We start from the raw sequence: 17,937 nt of genomic DNA, 5'->3' as shown, positions 1-17,937 counted from the left end.
ATAAAGGAAGAAAAGAAAGATGGTGCGGACGGAGAGACTCGAACTCTCACACCTTGCGGCGCCAGAACCTAAATCTGGTGTGTCTACCAATTTCACCACGTCCGCGTGGTCAAGCTCTGAAACAAAAACGCCAGGTCTAGCGACCTGGCGTTTTCTCGAATATGGGGTGGACGATGGGAATCGAACCCACGACACCAGGAGCCACAATCCTGTGCTCTACCAACTGAGCTACGCCCACCATATTGCGATGCTTGTGCCTGACTGCCAGATGGCACGCCCGGCAGGACTCGAACCTGCGACCATCCGCTTAGAAGGCGGATGCTCTATCCAGCTGAGCTACGGGCGCTTGTTCATCTGCTAGCGCAGACTTGAAGCTTAGGCTTCGGCTTGGCCCGAAGGCTTCGCTTTTGCCATCTTACCCAGCGACTGGCTGTGCTCGACAAGCGGGGCGAATCTTATATAGGCGTCACCATACCGTCAACACTAAAAGTTAAAAAAATTCAGCGAGATAAAGGAGTTACAGGAAATTCGCCGGCTGGCGCCTTTGCCCCATTGCCCTACCGTGCGAGAATAAGCACCCTTTTTCACTCCCTTCCGATGGTTAACCAAGCGTCATGACCGCACAACTGATCGACGGCAAAACCATAGCTTCCAACCTGCGCCAGCAGATTGCCCAGCGCGTGACCGAGCGCCGCCAACAAGGCCTGCGTGCGCCTGGCCTGGCCGTGATCCTGGTTGGCAGCGATCCCGCCTCCCAGGTTTATGTCTCGCACAAGCGCAAGGACTGCGAAGAAGTCGGTTTCGTCTCCGTAGCCCATGACCTGCCGGCCAACACCACCCAAGGCGAACTGCTGCTGCTGATCGATCAGCTCAATCGCGACAACGCCATCGACGGTATCCTCGTGCAATTGCCGCTACCAGCCCATCTGGATGCCTCGCAGCTGCTCGAGCGAATCAACCCGGACAAGGACGTGGACGGTTTCCACCCCTATAACGTCGGCCGCTTGGCCCAGCGCATCCCGCTGCTGCGCCCGTGCACGCCGAAAGGCATCATGACCCTGCTGGAAAGCACCGGCGTCGACCCGCACGGCCTCAATGCAGTGATCGTCGGCGCGTCCAACATCGTCGGCCGGCCGATGGCGATGGAACTGCTACTGGCGGGCTGCACTGTGACCGTGACCCATCGCTTCACCAAGGATCTGCCCGGCCACCTGGCCAATGCCGACCTGGTGGTCGTGGCCGCCGGCAAGCCGGGCCTGGTCAAGGGTGAGTGGATCAAGCCAGGCGCCATCGTCATCGACGTCGGCATCAACCGCCAGGCCGATGGCAAGCTGGTGGGCGATGTGGAGTTCGACGCCGCGGCCGAGCGCGCCGGCTGGATCACCCCAGTTCCGGGCGGTGTCGGCCCGATGACCCGTGCCTGCCTGCTGGAGAACACGCTGTACGCCGCAGAGCACTTGCACGCGTAAGCCGCTCTGGAAAGAAAAAAGGCCGCTCACGAGCGGCCTTTTTCATGGGCGGTGCATTCAGCTGACGCTGGAGCCCGCCACCGGCACGGCGCGGGATTGCTTGAGGCGATAGCAAACCCAGATGAACAGCAGCCACACCGGAATGGCGTAGACCGACATGCGAATACCGTCGATGAACAGCATCACGCCAAGGATGAACACCACAAACGCCAGGCACAGGTAGTTGGCAAAAGGGAACCAGAAGGCCTTGAAGCCTGGCTCCACACCCTTGGCCTGCATGGCCTTGCGGAACTTGATGTGGGTCAGGCTAATCATCGCCCAGTTGATCACCAGCGCAGCGACCACCAGCGACATCAGCAGCTCCAGCGCACTTTGCGGCAGCACGTAGTTGACCACCACACAGAGCAGCGTCACCGCTGCCGACAGGGCAATGGCCAGCACCGGCACGCCGCGCTGGTTGACCTTCATCAGCGCTTTCGGTGCATCGCCCTGCTCTGCCAGGCCGTAGAGCATGCGGCTGTTGCAGTACACGCCGCTGTTGTAGACCGACAGCGCTGCAGTCAGCACCACGAAATTGAGGATATTGGCGGCGGCATCACTGCCAATCAGCGAGAAGATCTGCACAAACGGGCTGCTGCCGTATGAGTCCCCGCCAGCGTTCAGGCTCGCCACCAGGCTGTCCCACGGGTACAGCGAGAGCAGCACGGTCAACGCGCCGATGTAGAAGATCAGGATGCGGTAGACCACCTGGTTGATCGCCTTGGGGATCACCTTTCGTGGCTCGGCGGCTTCTGCGGCCGTGATACCGACCAGCTCCAGGCCACCGAAGGAGAACATGATGATCGCCATCATCATCACCAGACCCGTGATCCCGTTGGGGAAGAACCCGCCATGGCTCCACAGGTTAGTGATCGACGCCTGCTCGCCGCCCGCCCCGCTGAACAGCAGGTAGCAACCGAGCAGGATCATGCCGATGATCGCCACCACCTTGATGATGGCGAACCAGAATTCGGTTTCACCGAAGGCTTTGACGTTGGTCAGGTTGATCAGGTTGATCATCACGAAGAAGGCCGCAGCCGTGGCCCAGGTGGGGACTTCCGGCCACCAGTACTGCACGTACTTGCCTACCGCGGTGAGCTCGGCCATGCCGACCAGCACATACAGCGCCCAGTAGTTCCAGCCCGAGAGGAAGCCAGCGAAGCGGCCCCAATAGGCATGGGCGAAGTGGCTGAAGGAGCCGGCAACCGGCTCCTCGACGATCATTTCACCGAGCTGGCGCATGATCAGGAAGGCGATGAAGCCGCCAATGGCGTAGCCGAGGATCATCGACGGGCCGGCGCTTTGCAGCACCCCGGCCGAACCGAGGAACAGGCCGGTGCCGATGGCGCCACCCAGGGCGATCAGCTGGATATGGCGATTCTTCAGGCCGCGGCTGAGCGGGCCTGTGTGCAGTGTTTCGCGGGTCATTACGTCACCTGTTTGTTCTTATCTGTGACGGGATCGGACCCGCCGCGCTTGTGGCGCAGCGGAATGCAAGGCCGTTACTGCGCGTCTGCCTGCACCTCCGGCGCGGCCTTGGCAAAGGCGTCGAGAGGTTCGCAACGGGCGACAATATCGAGAATGCGTGGGTACGCATTGAGGTCACAGTTAAAACGCCGCGCATTGTACACCTGCGGAATCAGGCAGGCTTCCAGATAACCAGGGCGCTGGCCCAGCGACAGACGACCGGACAGCACTGCCAGCCCCTGCTCCACCGCTGCCAGCCCGGTATCCAGCCAATGCCGGTACCAGTCGCTCTTGGCCTCGTCTGCCACACCCAACTCAGCCGACAGGTACTGCAGCACGCGCAGATTGTTCAGCGGGTGGATGTCGCAAGCGATATGCAGCGCCAGCGCGCGCACCTGGGCCCGCTGCACCGAGTCGGCCGGCAGCAGCGCCGGCACCGGAAAGACTTCATCCAGGTATTCGAGAATCGCCAGCGACTGGGCAATGCGCACCCCGCCACCGCCCTCGTCGACCAGCAGCGGCAGCAGGCCCTGCGGATTCAGCGCGCGGTACTCGGGCGCATGCTGTTCGCCACCATCCTTGAGCAGATGCACCGGCACCTGGCGATAAGCCAAACCCTTGAGGTTGAGGGCAATGCGTACCCGGTAGGCGGCGCTGGAGCGCCAGTAGCCGTAGAGCGTCAACTCACTGCTCATAGCGCTCCACCGCCTGGTCGATGGCGCCGAAGATGCTCTGCCCGGCAGCGTCGAACATCTCGATACGCACGCGGTCGCCGAACTTTAGGAACGGCGTGCGCGCCTCACCCTGCTCGACGATTTCCAGCATGCGTTTCTCCGCCAGGCAGGAAGAACCGGCGCTGCGATCGTAGTTGGACACAGTGCCCGAGCCGATGATGGTGCCGCTGCCCAGCGGCCGGGTCTTGGCCGCGTGGGCGACCAGGGTCGGGAAGTTGAAGGTCATGTCGGTGCCGGCATCCGGCTGGCCGAACAGCTGCTCGTTTATGTGCGAGACCAGAGGCCGATGCACCTTGCCATCCTTCCAGGCCTCGCCGAGCTCATCCGGGGTCACTGCCACCGGCGAGAAACTCGACGACGGCTTGCTCTGGTAGAAACCGAAGCCCTTGGCCAGTTCGCCGGGGATCAGGTTGCGCAGCGACACGTCGTTGACCAGCATCAGTAAGCGAATGTGCCCGGCGGCCTCGGCAGCGCTGACGCCCATCGGCACGTCATCGGTAATCACCGCCAGCTCGGCCTCCAGGTCGATGCCCCAGGCCTCGTCAGCCAGCTGGATCGGGCTGTGCGGCGGGATGAAGCTGTCCGCACCACCCTGGTACATCAGCGGGTCGTGCCAGAAGCTCTCCGGCATTTCCGCGCCACGGGCCTTGCGCACCAGCTCGACGTGGTTGACGTAGGCACTGCCGTCGGCCCAGTGGTAGGCGCGCGGCAACGGGCTGTGGCAGTCAGATTGATCGAAGACGAAGGCGTCTTCGCAGAGGCCGTCGTTGAGCCGCTGGTACATGGCTTCCAGGTGCGGGCCCTTGATCGACCAGTCATCCAGCGCGGCCTGCAGGGTGGCGGCGATCTGCGGCACCTTGACCGCTCGGGTCAGGTCGCGGGAAACCACCAGCAGCACGCCGTCGCGGCCTTGATTGAGTGATGCGAGTTTCATAATCGGATTCCGTCAGTTCGGCGCACGTCTGTAGGAGCCAGCTTGCTGGCGATCGCCAGCAAGCTGGCTCCTACCCATGCAGGTTCAGCCTTGTTTGCCTGGCGCCCGCCAGGAGTTCACGTATTCGGCTACATCCACCCCCGCAGCCGCCTCACCAACCTCCAGCGCGCGTCGGGTGTCGATCATCACCGCCACCTCGTCGATGAAGGTCGCCGGATCGCTCTGCGCTTTCTTCAACGCCTTGGGATGCGGCCCGTGAGGAAAGCCGCAGGGGTGGAAGGTCACCATTCCCTGCTCGATGTTGTCGCGGCTGAAGAAGTTGCCACGGTGATAGAACAGCACTTCGTCGTAGTCGTCGTTGTTGTGGAAGAACGGCACCTTCAACGCGCCCGGATCGCTCTCGGCCGGGCGCGGGGTAAAGGTGCAAACGACGAAGCCGTTGGCGACGAAGGTGGTGTGCGCCGACGGCGGCAGGTGGTAGCGGTGGCTCATCAGCGGGCGGATGTCGCGCCAGTTGAGGCGCACCACGGTGTTGTCGCCATGCCAGCCGACCACGTCCAGCGGGTTGTAGGGAAAGGTCACGGTGCTGATCTGGTTGCGCCGCTTGATCCGCACCTGCCAGGGGTTTTCGTCCTGCTGCGTCTTGAACGCCTCGTCCAGGCGCGGATGCTCCAGCACCGCCGGGTCGAAGATCGCCTGCGGGCCGACCAGGCCCTTATCCGGCAGCATGTAGGCGCCGTCCGTGTTCTCGATCAGCAGCATGAAGGTCGGCTGCATGGCCTCGATGCGCCAGGCGGTGCCGCGCGGGACCATCAGGTAGTCGCCGTCGCGGTACTCCAGGTGGCCGAAGTCGCAGTAGAAATGCCCGGCGCCCTCATGGACGAACAGCAGCTCGTCGCCGTCGCTGTTGCGCACCAGGTGGCGCATGGCGCCGTTGGTCTTCCAGATGCGCAATTGCACATCGGCGTTGTGCAGGGTCAGTGGTGCCTGTAGCGGGCAGTCGCGCTCGCTGGCGATGTCGTTAAAGTTGAAAGCGTGCGGGCGCAACGGCCCCTGCCAGTCGACCCAGCCGGTGGGCGGGTGCTTGTGGTGCAGGTGGGTCACCGGGCCGAAGAAGCCCTCGCGGCCCATCTCGCGTTCGTAGGTGTCCTGCGGGAAATCGCAGTGCGCCTGGCGCGAACAGTCACCCTCGCGCAGGGGGAAGCTGATCCATTTTCGGCTCATGTACATCTCCTCGGTTCGCAACGCCAACCACCTATGCAGGGCGGATTTGGCGCCAATACGCTTCCTGGACCCGAGCCAGGAGAACGCTGAACAATCATTTACCCGTCGCTCCCGCGCAGGCGGGAGCCCAGGTGCTGTGCACTCTGGATTCCCGCCTGCGCGGGAATGACGGTTACCCCAGAAGCCCCCCCGCACTGCCCCCACCATGAAGCGTTCGACTCACTCAGCCTGACGGGTTATGCGGTGCTTACTCCTCGGAGATCACGCCACGCCTTACCTGATCCTCTTCGATGGATTCGAACAGAGCCTTGAAGTTGCCCTCGCCGAAGCCCTGGTTGCCCTTGCGCTGGATGATTTCGAAGAAGATCGGGCCGATCACCGTGTTGGTGAAGATCTGCAGCAGGATGCCGTCGTCTTCCGGCGCGCCATCGATCAGGATGTTCAGCTCGCGCAAGGTGGCAGTGGGCTCGCCGTGGCCGGCCACGCGGCTGTCGACCTTTTCATAATAGGTGTCCGGCGTGGTCATGAAGTCCACGCCGTTGGCGCGCAGCTGGCGCACCGTTTCGTAGATGTCGTCGGTGGACAGGGCGATGTGCTGGATGCCTTCGCCGTGGTACTCGCGGATGAATTCCTCGATCTGCGACTTGTCGTCGGCCGACTCGTTGATCGGGATGCGGATCTTGCCGCAGGGCGCGGTCATCGCACGGGAAAACAGGCCGGTGAGCTTGCCTTCGATGTCGAAGTAGCGGATCTCGCGAAAGCCGGCAATGCGCTCGTAGAAGCCGGACCAGAAATCCATCTGCCCACGTTTGACGTTGTGCGTCAGGTGGTCAATCAGTTGCAGGCCGACCGCGTTGTCGTTCGGCCCGCGGCCTGCGATGTACTCGAAGTCGACGTCGTAGATGCTCTTGTCGCCGTAGCGGTCGACCAGGTACAGCAAGGAGCCGCCAATGCCTTCGACGCAGGGGATGTTCAGCTCGCCGAAGTTGGCGTGGCTGCCGACCAGGGTCGCGCCCTGGGATTCGACGTAGGCGGCGGCCTGGGCGGCGTTCTTCACCCGGAAGGCCATGGCACAGGCACTCGGCCCGTGCTTCTCGCCGAAGGCGCGCACATGCCCGGCTGGGCTGCCGTTAAGCACGATGTTGATGTCGTGCTGCTGGAACAGCCAGACTTCCTTGGAGCGGTGCTTGGCGGTTTCGGTGAAGCCCATGGCGGTAAACAGCGCGCGCAGCTGCTGGATGCCTTCAGCGGTGGGGGCGGTGAATTCGACGAACTCGAATCCGTCGGTACCGATGGGGTTGTGTTGTTCGATCTTGGCCACGGCGTTCATTGCGCCTCCTCGTTGTTGTAGGGATAGCTAGCGTGGGATGGCTGCCACAGGCGCGTGCCTGCGGCTCAACTGCCTTCATCTGAGCCTGCGCGGCAGTGCGCAACAAGCCACCCCAAGGCCCTGCCGACCCGCCCAGCCGAGGCCAGCTGGCAACTTTCCCTTACAGCAAGGAAATAGCCGGTCAGCGGGCCGATACCCCACAACCTGCGTAACGTTTTATTGCCAAGGTGGTGCGCCAGCGTGCCAGTAACCCAGTCGACACCTCCGGCTTCTGGCTGGCTGACGCCGTGCCGGCACTGGCGCTGTATCGCCGAGCTGGCGTAAGGCGTAATAGCCCGCTCTTTGTAGGAGCCAGCTTGCTGGCGATCCGTAGCCCATCACTGTGGAAAGGCATCGCCAGCAAGCTGACTCCTACATAAAGCGGTTCGCTCTACCCTGCCGAGTTCGGCACACGCGGCGCGGCGCTGGGAATTCCGGCAGACAGCTCGAACGGTTTCGGCACATCCAGGACATAACCCTGGGCGTAGTCGATGCCTATCTCGCGCAGCGCGGCGAGGATCGCCTCGGACTCGACGAATTCGGCCACCGTCAGTTTGCCCAGCACATGGCCGATGTGATTGATCACCTCGACCATGGCCCGGTCGATGGGGTCGACCAGCATGTCGCGCACGAAGCTGCCGTCGATCTTGAGGAAATCCACCGGCAGGTGCTTGAGGTACATGAACGACGACATGCCGGCGCCGAAGTCGTCCAGCGAGAAGCGGCAACCGAGCACCTTGAGCTCATTGATGAAGCGCGTCGCATCGCCTAGGTTGGCGATGGCGGCGGTTTCGGTGATCTCGAAACAGATCAGCTGCGGCGGTATGCCCTGACTGCTGAACTGCTCGCGCAGGAAGCCGAGGAAGGCGGAATCACCGATGCTGGCACCCGACAGGTTGATCGCGCAGCTGAGCGGCCGCGCCCCTTCGTCCTGCAGGTGCAGCGCCAGGGCCTGGAAGGTGTTGCGCACTACCCAGCGATCAATCAGCGGCATCAGGCCGTAGCGCTCGGCAGCCGGAATGAAGGTGCCGGGACCGACCAGTTGGCCCGTCTCGTCGTGCAGGCGCAGCAGTATTTCCAGGTGATCGCCTTCGCCCCCGTGGAGTGCCACGATACGCTGGGCATAGAGCCGGAAACGCCCCTCCTCCAGCGCCGCATGAATGCGCTGCACCCAGCTCATTTCACCCACCCGCAGGGACAGCTCGGAGTCGTCCGGCTGGAAGGCATGCACACGATTGCGGCCCTTTTCCTTGGCCGAATAGCAGGCCAGGTCAGCAGTGCGCAGCAGCTCCGCCAGGCTGGTCTGGCCAGGCGGAATCTGCACCAGGCCGATACTCACGCTGATCGAGAAGGAACGCCCACCCCAGTTGAAACGCACATCCTGCACGGCCTTGCGCAAGGCCTCGGCGACCCGCGCAGCCGCCTCGGCCGGGCAGTTTTCCAGGATCACGCCGAATTCGTCACCGCCCAGGCGGGCCAGGGTGTCACCCTCGCGCACGTGGTGTTGCAGCGACGTGCACACCTCGCGCAGCAGCTCGTCGCCGGCCGCGTGGCCACAGGTGTCGTTGACCAGCTTGAACTGGTCCAGATCGAGAAACATCAGTGCATGCCGGCCCACCTGGCGCATCTGCCGGGCCAGCAACTGGGCCAGGCGATACTCGAACTCGCGGCGGTTGGCCAGGCCGGTCAAGGCATCGTGACTGGCCTGCCAGGACAGGTTGGCCACGTACTGGCGTTCGCGCGTCATGTCGTGCAGCACCATCACGGCCCCGCTGACCCGGCCATCGGTGAGGATCGGCGTGCCCACCAGATTGACCGCCACCGAGCTGCCATCCGGGCGCACGATCAGCTTGGCATGGTCACCGGGCGGCATCTCCTGCCCAGCAAGGATCTGCCGCACCGACGACTCACCCGCCTCGTTGGGGTACTCGTCGACAATCGAAAACAGCGTTTCAAACGGCTGCCCCAAGGCCGTGGCCGCCTGGCAACTGGCCAGGCGCTCGGCCGCCGGGTTCATGTACGCGACGCAGCCATCGCGCTCCAGGCTGATCACCGCGTCGCCAATCGAGGCCAGGGTCAGCTGCGCACGCTGCTTCTCTTCCCGCAACGCCTGGTCGGCATGCTCGCGTTGCGCCAGCAGATTGCGCGTACGCAGCAGTGCCAGGCCGATCAGCAGTATGGCGGTCGCCAGGTTGGCAACAATCAACAGGCGCATCACCGCCCGCGAGGCTTCGCCGAGGATGCCGGAAAAGGCCTCGGCGGCGGGCGTAGCACCGTGGTTGATCTGGCCGATGCGCGCCTGCCAGTCCAGGGTCTGTTCGAGCCGAACCGGGCCACGGCCGATACCCTGCTGGATTTCCGCAGCCAGCTCGCTCAGCTCGAAGATGTAGCGATCGCCCACCTGCCACTGCTCGATGGCCCGGTCCAGGTAGCTGAAATGACGGAAATTGCGAAACAGCCAGATCATCCCATCGACATCGTCGGGGTGGTTGCGCCCCTGCAGGATGGCGGCGCGGGCAGCGGCCAGATCCGGCTGGGCACCATCCAGGATGACCCGGAAAGCGTGATCGCCCAGCGGCACGGCGAGCGCCTGCTGGTAGTTATCGAGGTACTCGGGGTTGCCCGTGCGGGCATACAGATCGAGGTAGAGAATGGCGTCCTTGAGGCCCTTGGACCACAGGCTCTCACCGCCGACATAGGCACGCACCGCCGACAGCACGTAGAGGCTGCCGCCCGCCATCAGCACCTGCAGCAAAATCACCAGGGCGAAGGGCCACACCAGGCGCAACAGCTGCGAAGTCATGCGCGCCGACCTGGCGCTGGTCTCCTGACTCATCGATCCCTTGTCTCCTGTGAACCTCTTCGCGTGGTCGCGAACGGGTTCTGACATCGGCACACACTACGGCCATGCCACCCACGACGGGAACCGCACCGTCGCCCTCCCTGCCAAAAGGTACTGGCGTACCAATCAGGTATAGATGGAATTTTCTGGGCCGACAGCTATATAGCCAGGAATCTGGGATCGGACCGCCTCCCCGGCAGCCAGCCAGAACGGCCGCCGAGTGCCGCTCAGCGCCGGCGGAACAGCGGCCGCGGCTCGATCACCGAGCGCCCGTACAGCACGCTCATGCCGGCCAGGCCCTTGAGTGCGTCCGCCACCGACTTGTCGGCGCGCACGGCGAAGGCATCGAAACCGCACTGACGCATATGGCTGAGCTGGTCGCGCAGCACATCGCCCACCGCGCGCAGTTCGCCGCTCCAGCCCAGGCGCGTGCGCAGCACATAGGCCTGGCTGTAACCGCGGCCGTCGCGAAAGCTGGGAAAGTCCACGGCGATCAGCGGTAGGTGCGGCAGCAGCTCGGCGAGGCTTTGCGCATCATCGTCCGGCGCCAGCCACAGGCCGTGCGCCGGGTCGCGCTGCTGCAGCCACTGCGCCAGCGGCAGGATCAGCGCCGCGCCAGCCGGTGCCGGCTCGTCGTCGCGCAGCAGGTACCAGGGATCGTTCTCGACGAGCTGCGCCTGGCCGCCCTGCAAGCGGATCAGGTTGTTCATGCCGACTGCTCCTGGGCGCGGTAGACGCGCTGCTTGAAGGGCTCCAGGCCGATGCGCGCGCAGGTGGCGGCGAAGGGCTCGCCCTCGCCGCGCTGCTGCAGGTAGGTCTCGATGATCCGCTCGATCACCGCCGGCACCTCGTCGGCGCCAAACGACGGGCCGATCACCTTGCCCAGCGCCGCGCCGTGCCCTTGCGCGCCGCCGAGGGTGATCTGGTACCACTCGCTGCCGTTCTTATCCACGCCGAGGATGCCGATATTGCCGATGTGGTGGTGACCGCAGGCGTTCATGCAGCCGGAGATATTCAGGCTCAGTTCGCCGATGTCGTGCAGGTAGTCGAGGTCTTCGAAACGCTGCTGGATGCCCTGGGCGATGGGGATCGACTTGGCGTTGGCCAGCGAGCAGTAGTCGCCGCCTGGGCAGGCAATGATGTCGCTGAGCAGGCCGATGTTCGGCGTCGCCAAACCGGCCGCGCTGGCCAGCTGCCAGAGGCGGTACAGGTCGGCCTGGCGCACATCAGGCAGCACCAGGTTCTGCTCGTGGGCAACGCGGATTTCGCCGAAACCGAACGCCTCGGCCCAGTCCGCGACCGCCTCCATCTGCGCCGCGGTGACATCGCCCGGCGGCAGGGCCGCGCCCGGCTTGGTCGACAGCACCACGCTGGCGTAGCCCGGCACCTTGTGCGGGTGCACGTTGCGCGTTAGCCAGCGCTCGAACGCCGGATCGTGCAGCAGGCCATCCGGGCGCGCCTGGCCGTCGGCAAGCAGCGCGTAGGCCGGCGGGCGGAAATGCCTGGCCACGCGCTGGTACTCATCGACGGTGAGCTCGGCCGGGCCGTCCTTGATCAGCCCCCACTCCGCTTCCACTTCGCGGGCGAAGGCCTCGATGCCCAGCGCCTTGACCAGGATCTTGATCCGCGCCTTGTACTTGTTGTCGCGCCGACCGTGGCGGTTGTAGACGCGCAGGATGGCCTCGACGTAGCTGAGCAAGTGGCGCCACGGCAGGCCGTCGCGGATCTGCACACCGATGATTGGCGTGCGCCCCAGGCCGCCGCCGACCAGCACGCGCAGCAGCAGCTCGCCCTCGGCATCGCGGTAAAGCTGCAAACCGATGTCGTGCACCTGCACGGCGGCGCGGTCTTCGCCGGCGGCGCACAGGGCGATCTTGAATTTACGTGGCAGGAACAGGAATTCCGGGTTGACCGTCGACCACTGCCGGAGGATTTCCGCCAGCGGGCGCGGGTCGAGCAACTCATCGGCGGCGACCCCGGCGAAAGCTTCGGTGGTGACGTTGCGCACGCAGTTGCCGGAGGTCTGGATGGCGTGCATCTCCACCGCTGCCAGTTGCTCGAGGATATCCGGCACCTGCGCCAGCGTGATCCAGTTGAACTGGATGTTCTGCCGCGTGGTGAGGTGGCCATAGCCGCGGTCATGCTCGCGGGCGATTCGCGCCAAGGTGCGCAGCTGGGTCGCCGACAGGGTGCCGTAGGGAATCGCCACGCGCAGCATGTAGGCATGCTTCTGCAGGTACAGGCCGTTCTGCAGGCGCAGCGGCAGGAATTCCTCCTCGCTCAGTTCATCGTCGAGGCGGCGCTGTACCTGGTCGCGAAACTGGGCGACACGCTCGCGCACCAGCGCGTGGTCGTATTGGTCGTACTGATACATCCCGCCACCTCATCTGCCACCCACCATGCGGGCTCATGTGGCGGTGACTATGACGTGGCGACGCGCCAGCAGAACAGACCCAGATTGGCGGCAAAAATACGGAGCAGATGCGCCGACTGGTTACCCGGGCATTGGCTGGACCTGACGTTTGTCATCGGCAAGAAGCGCCCGCCCATAGCCTCTAGCCAGGCAGTGCAGCTGGCGCCAAAACGCTGCTCGCAGCCCCATCAGTATCCGCTGCTCGCCCACGCAACGCCGTCATGTCGCGCTTGGGTGGCACGCCAAACAGACGGCTGTATTCGCGACTGAACTGCGAGGGGCTTTCGTAGCCGACCTTGAACGCGGCGCTGGATACGTCCAGGTGCTCGTTGAGCATCAAGCGCCTGGCTTCGTTCAAGCGCAGCCACTTCTGGTACTGCAGCGGGCTCATCGCGGTGAGCTGGCGGAAGTGGTGATGAAAGGTCGGTGCACTCATCTGTACGCGAGCGGCAAGCTCCTCGACACGCAACGGCATGGCGTAGTTCAGCTTCAGCCAGTCGATGGCCTTGGCGATCCGGTAACCCTGGCCGTCGACGGAGGTGATCTGCCGCAGGCGAGCCGCCTGGTCGCTCATCAGCAAGCGGTAGTGAATCTCGCGCTGGATCAGGGGCGCGAGCACCGGGATGGCGTCGGGCTCATCCAGCAACGCCAGCAACCGCTCGAATGCCGCCAACAGCGGCGCTGTCGCGGAGCCAATGCCCACACCCGCCCCCACCGACCGATCACGGCTTGGCGGCAGGCCACCCTGGGCGATCAGCTCTGCCAGCATGCGCAGGTCGAGCTTCAGGGTCAGCCCCACGCAGGGCTGCTGCGGGCTTGCCACCAGCACCTCGGAGTTGGCGGGCAGATCCAGCGAGGTGACGAGAAAACGCGAGGGATCATAGGGGTAGCCTTCTCCCCCGACCCACAGGCGCTTTTCACCCTGGGCGACCAGGACGATGCTCGGCTCAACCATGCACACAACCGGTGGCGCCGGGTGCTCGCGCCGGAAGAAGCCGAGACCGGCAATGGGCGTGCCGCAATCACCCGGCTGGGTGACGCGTGCAGCGATGGTCTGCGCCAGTGCCAGCTGGAGCGATGCGCTCTGCGCGGGGGTGTCGTGCTTGATCGTCATGTCTGCCTACCTCGTGGCAGAACTCTAGCGCGCCCGACCGGCTGTTCCTACCAAAAGCCTGCAAACTCATCGGATCAGGCAAGTAATCCAGTGAAATGCCCTACAGCCCGCGCGAGCAGCTACGCAGAATGTATCGCGAACCTGATCCAGCCACGGGCTAACCCGAACCCGGCTCACCGCGCCTTCGGTGAAACGCTGCCTGACAGCGCAGCACCCTCTCCGCCCGCCGCCGCGCAAACACGGATCAAGCCACCCACATGACCACCGGAGTGCATCCAATGGACAACGCCTATTCCCCCTTCAGGTTGATCCAGCGCGCGATCTTCGCCGCGATTGCAACCATCGCCAGCGTGTCACCGGCCCTGGCCCAAGAGCAGCCCAGTTCGACAGGAGTAAAAACCATGACCCTCAACCAGACGTGGGACAAAACCTTCCCCAAAAGCAGCAAGGTTGAGCACCAGAAGGTGACCTTCAAGAACCGCTACGGCCTCACCCTGGCGGCCGATCTGTACCTGCCCAAGGCACACGGCAGCCAGCCGCTGCCGGCACTGGCGGTCAGTGGCCCGTTCGGCGCGGTGAAGGAACAGTCGTCCGGCCTCTACGCCCAGACCATGGCCGAGCGCGGCTATGTCACGCTGGCGTTCGACCCGTCCTATACCGGTGAAAGCAGCGGCGAGCCGCGCGACCTGGCCTCGCCGGATATCAACACAGAAGACTTCAGCGCCGCCGTCGACTTCCTCGGGCTGCAACCGTCCGTGGATCGCAACCGCATTGGCATCATCGGCATCTGCGGTTTTGGCGGCATGGGCCTGAGCGCGGCAGCAGTCGATACCCGCATCAAGGCCGTAGTCACCACGGCCATGTACGACATGTCGCGCGTCATGGCCAAGGGCCTGAACGACAGCCTGACCCCGGCACAGCGGGCGCAGACCCTGAACCAGTTGAGCCAGCAGCGCTGGGATGATGCGCAGAAGGGCGTCCAGGCAGCTGGCCCGCGCATCCTGCCGGAGAAGCTCAGCGGCAACGACGGTCCAATCATCGAGGAGTTCTTCGACTACTACCGCACCCCGCGCGGCTACCACAAGAACGCGCCGAACTCGAACGGCTCGTGGACAGCCACCATGTCGCTGCCGTTCATGAACCTGCCGCTGCTGACTCACATCGCGGAGATTTCGCCGCGCCCGATTCTGCTTATCGCCGGTGAGAATGCGCACTCTCGCTACTTCAGCGAAGACGCGTTCAAGGCCGCTGCGCAGCCCAAGGAACTGCTGATCATCAAGGATGCCAACCATGTGGACCTCTACGACCGCATGGACAAAATCCCCTTCGATGCGATCACGGAGTTCTTCGCCAAGAGCCTCAAGTAAGGCGCGGCCTGGCCGGCAGCGGTTGAACTGCGCCCGGCCAGACTCATATCCGCTGGCCGGGCGCGCCCAGGCCAGCGCAAACCGTACGCGGCACCACATCCAGCACGCCCTCCGGACTCACGAGCAGTATGTCGCCACGTCGAGTGCGCTTCACGAAACACAGGATTCCTTTCCATGACCGTACCCTCTCTCCCCGCCCCGCCAGGCACCCGGCAGTCGTGGGGCGCCGTGCTTGCCATGTCACTCGCCGCCTTTGCGCTGGTGGCATCGGAGTTCATGCCGGTCAGCCTGCTGACACCCATTGCGGCAGACCTGCACATCAGCGAAGGCCAGGCCGGCCAGGGCATTGCCGTGTCCGGGCTGTTCGCCTTGCTCACCAGCCTGGTTATCGCCGCGGTGGCGGCGCGGGTCGAACGCAAGCTGCTGCTCCTGTCGCTGACCCTGCTGATGATGGTCTCCGGCACGGTGGTGGCGTTCGCGCCGAATTACTCGGTTTTCATGGTCGGTCGCGCGCTGATCGGCGTGGCGATTGGCGGTTTCTGGTCGCTATCGGCCGCCACGGCCATGCGCCTGGTTTCAGCCGAGCAGGTGCCGCGGGCCCTGGCCATCGTCAACGGTGGCAATGCCCTGGCCACGGTCATTGCAGCGCCGCTGGGTAGCTTCGTCGGCGCCCTGATCGGCTGGCGCGGGGCGTTCTTCTGCATCGTGCCGGTCGCCGCGCTCGCCGCCGTCTGGCTGCTGCTGAGCCTGCCGGCGATCAACAACGAACGCCGCGACAAGAGCAGCAATGTCTTCAGGCTGATGAACAGCGCGCCGGTGGCCCTGGGCATGGTCGCGGTCAGCGTGTTTTTCATGGGCCAGTTCATGCTGTTCACCTACCTGCGCCCGTTCCTGGAGACGGTCACCGAGGTCAGCGTTTCCATGCTCTCGTTGATGCTGCTGGTATTGGGTGTGGCCGGTTTCGTCGGCACCTTCCTGATCGAGCGGTTCCTGCAGTGGAACCTGTACCGAACGCTGATCGCTATTCCCATGCTGATGGCGGTGATCGCCGTCGCCCTGGTTGCCTTTGGCAGTTCGGCACTGACCACCACCGTACTCCTGGGTTTCTGGGGCCTGGTGGCGACCGCAGCCCCCGTGGGCTGGTGGACATGGCTGGCACGAACCCTGCCAGACGATGCCGAAGCCGGCGGTGGGTTGATGGTGGCGATCGTTCAGCTGGCAATCGGCCTGGGCGCCACCATTGGCGGGCTGGTATTCGACCTGAGCGGCTATCGCGCAACCTTCGAGCTGAGCGCGGCCCTGCTGGTCGTGGCTGCCATTCTTGCCTTCCTGGCCGCGCATGCAGCGCCGCTCATGAAGCCAAGTACGGCGGCCTGACACGGTCGAAAACCTGCGGGATGCCAAGTGAGCCACACACTGCCAGCTACCATCTGATCCGCTTTTTATTGAGCAACCTGAATCTGTTATGTAATCACTAACCCGTCGACCATTGCCTCATCTTGAAAAGCTTGATGAGGCACCCGTCATGAGCGAACGCATCCCCGCGCAGATCATCGAAACCATAGATCCGCGCCAGCCCATCCGCCTGACGCCTTCCCAGGCCGGCGGGCCGATTCACACCCGCAGTTTCAGCGGCCGCTTCCGCAACCTGCGCCTGTATGGCGCCGGCCTGCTGTTCCTGATCTTCTTCGGCACCGCCTGGCTCGACTGGGACGGTCGTCAGGCCGTGCTGTGGAACCTGGCCGAGCACCGCTACTACATCTTCGGCGCGACCTTCTGGCCGCAGGATTTCATCCTGCTTTCGGCGCTGCTGATCATCGCCGCGTTCGGTCTGTTCGCCATCACCGTGGTGGCCGGGCGTGTCTGGTGTGGCTACACCTGCCCGCAGAGCGTGTGGACCTGGGTGTTCATGTGGGCAGAAAAAGTCACCGAGGGCGAGCGCAACCAGCGCATCAAGCTCGACGCCGCGCCCTGGTCGCTCGGCAAGCTGGCGCGGCGCACCGCTAAGCACAGCATCTGGCTGGGCGTGAGCCTGCTCACGGCGGTGACCTTCATCGGCTACTTCACACCGATCCGCGAGCTGACCCAGGAACTGTTCAGCCTGCAACTCGACGGCGGCACGCTGGTGTGGGTGCTGTTCTTCATGGCCGCCACCTACCTCAACGCCGGCTGGCTGCGCGAAAAAGTCTGCGTGCACATGTGCCCGTACTCGCGCTTCCAGAGTGCGATGTTCGACCAGGACACCCTGCTGGTCGCCTACGACGCCCAGCGCGGCGAAAGCCGCGGCCCGCGCAGGAAAGGTAGCGACCACAAGGCCGAGGGCCTGGGCGACTGCATCGACTGCCTGATGTGCGTGCAGGTCTGCCCGACCGGCATCGACATCCGCGACGGCCTGCAAATCGACTGCATCAGCTGCGGCGCCTGCATCGACGCCTGCGACACGGTCATGGACAAGATGGGCTACGCCAAAGGCCTGGTTGGCTACCACTCCGAGCGCGAGCTGCAGGGCGGCAAGACCCACCTGCTGCGCCCACGTCTGGTCGGCTATGGCGTGGCCCTGGTGCTGATGATCGGTACGTTTGTCTGGGCGTTGGACGCACGCTCGCTGCTGTCCATCGACTCGGCCAAGGACCGCAGCATGTACCGCGAAAACGCTGCCGGGCAGATCGAGAACACTTACCGCCTCAAGGTGATCAACAAGACCCAGCAGGCGCAGCGTTACACCCTGGCCCTGGTCGACAGCCCCGGCCTGCGCCTGGATGCTCCCGCGCAGCTGCTGCTGGCGCCGGGCGAGATCCTCGATGTGCCGGTGACCGTGGTACAGCTGGGCGACCAGGCCAGCGCCAGTGCCCTGCCAGTGCGCTTCGTGGTGCGCAACCTGGCCGATGCCAGCGAGCAGGCACAGACGCAGAGCACCTTTCTCTCCCCGAGTGGGCGCTGACAGTCGCATGGGCGCGAAACTCCC

The 17,937-nt window shown here is 64.3% G+C and carries 13 protein-coding genes and 3 tRNA genes; 4 read left to right on the top strand and 12 right to left on the bottom strand.

Annotated features, from left to right (window positions below; genetic code table 11):
* Positions 1-20: 20 nt before the first annotated feature.
* From H3H51_RS19330 to H3H51_RS19320, 3 genes are all read right to left on the bottom strand, one after another.
* A tRNA-Leu gene (locus tag H3H51_RS19330) sits at positions 21-105 on the bottom strand.
* A 57-nt stretch (positions 106-162) separates the two neighbouring features.
* Positions 163-238, bottom strand: a tRNA-His gene (locus H3H51_RS19325).
* A gap of 31 nt (positions 239-269) precedes the next feature.
* Positions 270-346: transfer RNA gene (locus H3H51_RS19320), tRNA-Arg, on the bottom strand.
* A gap of 268 nt (positions 347-614) precedes the next feature.
* Here H3H51_RS19320 and folD point away from each other — a divergent pair.
* Positions 615-1,469 (top strand): bifunctional methylenetetrahydrofolate dehydrogenase/methenyltetrahydrofolate cyclohydrolase FolD, encoded by an 855-nt coding sequence (gene folD, locus H3H51_RS19315; protein ID WP_183090702.1) that lies wholly within the window; start codon positions 615-617, stop codon positions 1,467-1,469.
* Positions 1,470-1,526: 57 nt separating this feature from the next.
* Here folD and H3H51_RS19310 read toward each other — a convergent pair whose 3' ends face one another.
* The 9 genes from H3H51_RS19310 to H3H51_RS19270 form a co-directional block, all read right to left on the bottom strand.
* Positions 1,527-2,936, bottom strand: a complete 1,410-nt coding sequence (locus H3H51_RS19310) for an amino acid permease (protein ID WP_183090701.1) — start codon at positions 2,934-2,936, stop codon at positions 1,527-1,529.
* Positions 2,937-3,010: 74 nt separating this feature from the next.
* Positions 3,011-3,670 (bottom strand): maleylacetoacetate isomerase, encoded by a 660-nt coding sequence (gene maiA / locus H3H51_RS19305; RefSeq protein WP_183090700.1) that lies wholly within the window; start codon positions 3,668-3,670, stop codon positions 3,011-3,013.
* Entirely contained in the window at positions 3,660-4,643 is a 984-nt protein-coding gene (locus tag H3H51_RS19300; protein ID WP_183090699.1) for a fumarylacetoacetate hydrolase family protein, read from the bottom strand. Before H3H51_RS19300 ends, maiA begins: the two co-directional genes overlap by 11 nt.
* An 84-nt stretch (positions 4,644-4,727) precedes the next feature.
* The gene (locus tag H3H51_RS19295; protein WP_183090698.1) at positions 4,728-5,867 is read right to left on the bottom strand and encodes a homogentisate 1,2-dioxygenase; all 1,140 of its coding nucleotides are present in this window, start codon (positions 5,865-5,867) and stop codon (positions 4,728-4,730) included.
* Between the two features lie 247 nt (positions 5,868-6,114).
* Positions 6,115-7,197, bottom strand: coding sequence for a 4-hydroxyphenylpyruvate dioxygenase (hppD, locus tag H3H51_RS19290; protein ID WP_183090697.1), 1,083 nt, complete (start codon positions 7,195-7,197; stop codon positions 6,115-6,117).
* 430 nt (positions 7,198-7,627) lie between these two features.
* Complete coding sequence (locus H3H51_RS19285; RefSeq protein ID WP_235981430.1) at positions 7,628-10,072, bottom strand: EAL domain-containing protein; 2,445 nt, start codon at positions 10,070-10,072, stop codon at positions 7,628-7,630.
* A gap of 233 nt (positions 10,073-10,305) precedes the next feature.
* Positions 10,306-10,788, bottom strand: a complete 483-nt coding sequence (locus tag H3H51_RS19280; RefSeq protein ID WP_183090696.1) for a DUF934 domain-containing protein — start codon at positions 10,786-10,788, stop codon at positions 10,306-10,308.
* Positions 10,785-12,452 carry a nitrite/sulfite reductase gene (locus H3H51_RS19275; RefSeq protein WP_183090695.1) on the bottom strand — a complete coding sequence of 556 codons (1,668 nt, stop codon included), beginning with the start codon at positions 12,450-12,452 and terminating at the stop codon, positions 10,785-10,787. The genes H3H51_RS19280 and H3H51_RS19275 overlap by 4 nt, the downstream gene beginning before the upstream one ends.
* 181 nt (positions 12,453-12,633) lie before the next feature.
* Positions 12,634-13,605 (bottom strand): AraC family transcriptional regulator, encoded by a 972-nt coding sequence (locus tag H3H51_RS19270; protein WP_183090694.1) that lies wholly within the window; start codon positions 13,603-13,605, stop codon positions 12,634-12,636.
* 401 nt (positions 13,606-14,006) lie between these two features.
* On the opposite strand from H3H51_RS19270, the gene H3H51_RS19265 reads away from it, so the two are divergent.
* The 3 genes from H3H51_RS19265 (at position 14,007) to ccoG (ending at position 17,913) form a co-directional block, all read left to right on the top strand.
* The gene (locus H3H51_RS19265) at positions 14,007-14,972 is read left to right on the top strand and encodes an alpha/beta hydrolase (RefSeq protein WP_235981433.1); all 966 of its coding nucleotides are present in this window, start codon (positions 14,007-14,009) and stop codon (positions 14,970-14,972) included.
* A gap of 174 nt (positions 14,973-15,146) precedes the next feature.
* On the top strand, positions 15,147-16,349 hold the full coding sequence (locus H3H51_RS19260; RefSeq protein ID WP_183090692.1) for an MFS transporter: 1,203 nt from the start codon (positions 15,147-15,149) through the stop codon (positions 16,347-16,349).
* 148 nt (positions 16,350-16,497) lie between these two features.
* Positions 16,498-17,913 (top strand): cytochrome c oxidase accessory protein CcoG, encoded by a 1,416-nt coding sequence (ccoG, locus tag H3H51_RS19255; RefSeq protein ID WP_183090691.1) that lies wholly within the window; start codon positions 16,498-16,500, stop codon positions 17,911-17,913.
* Positions 17,914-17,937 lie beyond the last annotated feature (24 nt).

Origin of the sequence: Aquipseudomonas ullengensis, from assembly GCF_014174475.1 — a bacterium.
GTDB lineage: Bacteria > Pseudomonadota > Gammaproteobacteria > Pseudomonadales > Pseudomonadaceae > Aquipseudomonas > Aquipseudomonas ullengensis.
This window is presented reverse-complemented; position numbering and strand designations above follow the sequence as displayed.

Bases quoted from the DNA above. Each gene is read 5' to 3' on its own strand.
- folD (WP_183090702.1), top strand. From the start codon at position 615: ATGACCGCACAACTGATCGACGGCAAAACCATAGCTTCCAACCTGCGC.
- H3H51_RS19310 (WP_183090701.1), bottom strand. From the start codon at position 2,936: ATGACCCGCGAAACACTGCACACAGGCCCGCTCAGCCGCGGCCTGAAG.
- maiA (WP_183090700.1), bottom strand. From the start codon at position 3,670: ATGAGCAGTGAGTTGACGCTCTACGGCTACTGGCGCTCCAGCGCCGCC.
- H3H51_RS19300 (WP_183090699.1), bottom strand. From the start codon at position 4,643: ATGAAACTCGCATCACTCAATCAAGGCCGCGACGGCGTGCTGCTGGTG.
- H3H51_RS19295 (WP_183090698.1), bottom strand. From the start codon at position 5,867: ATGAGCCGAAAATGGATCAGCTTCCCCCTGCGCGAGGGTGACTGTTCG.
- hppD (WP_183090697.1), bottom strand. From the start codon at position 7,197: ATGAACGCCGTGGCCAAGATCGAACAACACAACCCCATCGGTACCGAC.
- H3H51_RS19285 (WP_235981430.1), bottom strand. From the start codon at position 10,072: ATGAGTCAGGAGACCAGCGCCAGGTCGGCGCGCATGACTTCGCAGCTG.
- H3H51_RS19280 (WP_183090696.1), bottom strand. From the start codon at position 10,788: ATGAACAACCTGATCCGCTTGCAGGGCGGCCAGGCGCAGCTCGTCGAG.
- H3H51_RS19275 (WP_183090695.1), bottom strand. From the start codon at position 12,452: ATGTATCAGTACGACCAATACGACCACGCGCTGGTGCGCGAGCGTGTC.
- H3H51_RS19270 (WP_183090694.1), bottom strand. From the start codon at position 13,605: ATGACGATCAAGCACGACACCCCCGCGCAGAGCGCATCGCTCCAGCTG.
- H3H51_RS19265 (WP_235981433.1), top strand. From the start codon at position 14,007: ATGACCCTCAACCAGACGTGGGACAAAACCTTCCCCAAAAGCAGCAAG.
- H3H51_RS19260 (WP_183090692.1), top strand. From the start codon at position 15,147: ATGACCGTACCCTCTCTCCCCGCCCCGCCAGGCACCCGGCAGTCGTGG.
- ccoG (WP_183090691.1), top strand. From the start codon at position 16,498: ATGAGCGAACGCATCCCCGCGCAGATCATCGAAACCATAGATCCGCGC.